Source organism: Nonomuraea antri (assembly GCF_013283785.1).
Taxonomy (GTDB): Bacteria; Actinomycetota; Actinomycetes; order Streptosporangiales; family Streptosporangiaceae; genus Nonomuraea; species Nonomuraea antri.
Map to the genome: position 1 here is coordinate 1 of NZ_JABCPZ010000417.1, position 4,189 is coordinate 4,189.

General features: G+C 63.6%; 1 protein-coding gene. It reads right to left on the minus strand.

Features of this window, described 5'->3' with window-relative positions; genetic code table 11:
- A partial coding sequence (locus HII36_RS53575) for an Ig-like domain-containing protein (protein ID WP_173531095.1) occupies positions 1 to 3,026 on the minus strand: 3,026 nt, incomplete at its 3' end.
- Positions 3,027 to 4,189: the final 1,163 nt, after the last annotated feature.

Consider the following 4,189-nt stretch of genomic DNA (forward strand, 5'->3'; position numbering starts at 1 on the left):
TCATGTTCCACCTCCACGGTCATGGTCGATGAGCGACCGTCTGGATCGTTGAGCGTGCCGATGAATCGTGGTGTCAAGGTCGAGGTGACCGTGCCCTCCTCATCGCTGGTGGGAGTCGCATATTCACCCGTCACCGTCGGTGAGTTCGGCGGTGGTGGGAGCTCCATCGTGGTGAACGACCAGGTGTGCAAGGCCATCACGTTGCCCGCGTCATCCTCGGCGCCGGTCACCTCAACGGTGTATTTGGTGCGCTCGGCCATTGGCTGAGCGGGCGTAAAGGACAGGACGGTCATGGAGTCCGTCGCGAGAGCGCCGGCCACGATGTCGCCTGTCGGATCCTTGACCACGATCTGGCCCTCGGACACCGGCTCGCTGAAGGTTGCCTTGATCGGGCTGCCAAGAGCCACGTCGACGGCATCGGGTTCAGGACTCGACGCGGTGACTGTCGGCGCGACAGTGTCTGGCTGGGCGGTGGTGAAGGACCAGGAATATGGTTCCATCACGTTTCCCGCAGGATCCCTGGCCCCTGAGACACTGACGGTGTGGAGGGTTTCGGCTTTCAGGGAACCGCCGAATGTCAATGTCCACGTCGTGTTCGCAGCGTCTACAGCGATGTCGCCGAGAACCGGTGCTCCCGCCGCATCGGCAGCGGTGATCTGAGCATCCGACACGGCCTCGGAGAACGTCACGACCACTTTGGTTTTCACCGAGGCACCCGTGGCGCCGGCGACCGGACTGACCTGCGCCACCGTGGGCGCAGCGGTATCCGTGACAGTCGCGAACGACCACGAGTAGGAAGCCATCGTGTTCCCGGACGTGTCCTTCGCGCCGGACACCTGCACCGCGTAGGTGCCGTTCCACTTCAACGGAGCGTCCGGCGTGAACGCCCAGACCTTGCCGCGATCAGCGGAGACACTGCCCGGCACATCGGCTCCGCTGCCGTCCTTTACCCCGATCACCGTGTCGGTGACCGGTTCGCTGAAGGTCACCTTCACCGCGGTTTGGAGGGGCACGTTGACGGCATCAGCCGAAGGCTCCGTGGATGTCACGGTGGGCGGAGTGACATCCACCTCCGTGGTGAACTGCCAGAGAAGTGGAGCGACCTCTTGGCCGTCCACATCCGTGGCGCCGTTCACTTCCACGCTGTAGGTGGTCGCGTGCCGTAGCGCTTGAGCGGGAGTGAAGGTGAGCACCTTCTTGGCGGCATCCAGGGCCGTCGTCCCTTGGACCGCTGTCCCGGCCGAGTCCTTGAGGGCGATGTTCGCTCCCCAGACCGGTTCGCTGAAGGTCACTGTGATCGCGGTGTCGACCGGAACGCTGGAACCATCGGGTCTGGTTTCCGTGATCGTGGGCGGCGTCTGGTCGATAGGAGTGCCCGCCGGAATCTCATCCGGATCGAGTTCAGACGGATCGGTCTCGGCGTCGCCCCCCAACGGCTGAAGCTTGCTTGACGTGACCTCGTTGGCGACCCCGATTCCGAGCTTCTCAATCGCGTCAGCCTCCGCGTTGGTCACTGCCCAGTTCGCGGTGGTGTCCCAAGGCTGAACGGTGTTGGCCTTGGCTTCGTTATACGTGGGGAACACTCCTGCGACGTCGTCCATCTCGAACTGCACCCATTCGGTTTTGGTGGGTGCGGGAGCGTCGTACTCGACGAAGAAGTAGGGGTGGTGCCCATCAATCCCCCCATAGTTGCCGGACAGGTACTGGCGCCAGTTGGTTCCGCTGGACTCATTCACCGAGCGGATCATGAGGCCGTGGTTGGGCGTGCCATTCGCCCAGGCCCGGGTAATCTCCTCGATGGAGTACCAGAGTTCGCCCTCGGCCATCCAGTCGGAGCAGTTCTGGTCCTTGCCGTATGGGTTGATCACATGGCCGTCGGCTACGGCGAGCGGCTGGCTGCCCCACGTGATACCGGTGGGAGTCCAGTCGGAGGCGACGCGGTGCATGGAGATGCCGCCGACCTCACCGCAATCGTGGGAGAAGTAGTTCCACAGGGTGATGTTGGCATCCAGGATCTGGCGGCCGAAGAACGGTGCGCCGGCCAGGTTGAACTTCATGTACGTGCGGTAGTTGTAGCCTCCGCGGCGGCCGGCGAAGATCGCGCCGTCGTTCGCCATGTAGCTGCCGTTGACGTAGCTGCCGCCGTTGGCGATGAAGGTGTCGGCGGGGGCGCCGGCACCGTGCCAGGGGGTCGGGTTGCCTGCGGCGATTGTCACCGGGTAGGTCACGGCAGGGTCGGCCAGGAACGCGGCATCCGGCGCCAGAACGAGAGCGGCCTTGTCACCCGTTCCTGTGACAGTGGTCGTTACCTGGCCGGCCTTACCGGCGCCGGGGGTGACGAGTTCCTTGGCGTCGATGAGCGGTAGCGTCGACAAGTCGGCGACCTGCTTGCCGTCCGAGAGCGCGGCGGGCTTGCCGTTGGGCGACTTGCCTAGGCTCATGCCGCTAGGCGGGTCGATCGGCACTGTCAGCTTGAGCCGCTTGGCGGGCCTTTCGCGGATGACGATCTGGTGCTGGTAGCCGTCCGGCGTAACGGTGACGACCAGGTCGACGTTGCGGCCGTAGGCCGAGCGGTAGGTGGCAGTGCTCCCGGACAGTTCCGGCGCGGGCAGTTTCCCGGGTGCGGCAACGACGATCTCACGGGCATCGCCCTTGTCGCCGAGGGAGTCGCCCTTGGCAGTGAGCAGGGGGCCGTCACCACCGTTGGAGAGGGTGATGTCGAGCGCGGTGACTTTGGGCTTGACGACGTTGTCCGCCACGATCAGCGTCGGGTCGATGTCCGCCCATCGGCCAGCCCGTTTGGCGCGGATCGGGGCGAGGGATACATAGGTCTTGACCGTCTTGCCATTGGGCATGGCCACGGTGGTCATGTTCTCGGTGTGGAAGCTGGCGATCTCCACCTCCTTCCCAGTGTGCTTAGCTTCGGCCTTGGCGGCGTCGACCAGATCGGGAGAGGCGGATGCCTCAGTCGGTGCCGGGGTCGGCTCCGCGACCGCCGGTGTCGCCGCCATGAGCGATGCCATCATCGCGAAAACTGTCAGAAGAGATCCGCGGCGGCGCGTCGCGGTGGATAGGCCGGACGTGGGTCGAGTCCGTTTCACGTGGGCCCTTTCAGGCTTAACGGGACAAAACGAGCCGATCGTGACACGGGGTAAAGGCAGCGTAAAGATCTCTACCTGTGTCTGGTAAGCGCTCCTCCGTGATGGAGGCAGCTCCGCCGACCGAACCGCTCACCGCTACCTGAAATCTTGTTGATCACAATCTCGCATCTACAGATAAACCACATTTCCCGATAGCGTGTTCGGGCGTTTCTGTAGGCATGAGAACCCCGTCATCTCCTTCGGGTACGACCGGGTGCTCCGGACACCTGCGAAATGGCTCGATCGTGAGGATGACCAGCGGTTACCCCTATGGGTCTCGCCCCACTTCTCGCGGCCTTCTGTGCTCCAACGGAACAGCGACGGAACAGCGCAGGAGTTTGGCGCGCCCATGGCAATGTCCAGCAAGGGCTCATGGCTCATCAGCGTCGACGGCACTGTCTTCCGCTGGCGGATCCGGCACAGGCCCACCTACTGCGAGGACAACGGCTGGATTCCCTTCACGTCACTATCGAGTGGATCGACGAGCCGAGGGGGTGTTCTCGTAGTGTCACTTCCCTGCGCTCGAACGGACAACTGGCACGGAGAGCGGACGATCATGGTTCGTCCCGCCCTCGTTGCCGGAGGCATCCGGCGAGCCATCGAACAGGGATGAAATCCTGGCCGGCCGGGCTCGGCATTCACCCCCAACCGTCACTGAGGACGAACTCAGTCGTGGCCGATGCGGCGGACCTGGTCGCTGCAGCCATACGCGCCGCCCTGCTCGACCTCCGGTTCCGACATACGCGGTAACCCCATGGCCCTGTAGTGCAGCTACTCGACGACCTGCGCGCATCTACTTGGGAGCAGACCAAGTACGGAAGAAAGGAACAGCGGCCTGCCGAACTGCTGCTCAGATGAGGTCTCCTGGGTGATGCGATCCTCCACTTCGGTTTGATCCCGGTTTGGTGAGCTAGACGAGTAAGTCCTAGTACTACAACCTGATTTCGTGATATTTGAGCCATCGTTTCCAGTAGTGGCTGCTGCGGGCGCGGGCTTGGTCCTGGCGTCGGCGGGTGGACCAGCGAAGGGCGAAGTCCAGGGTTGTGGTG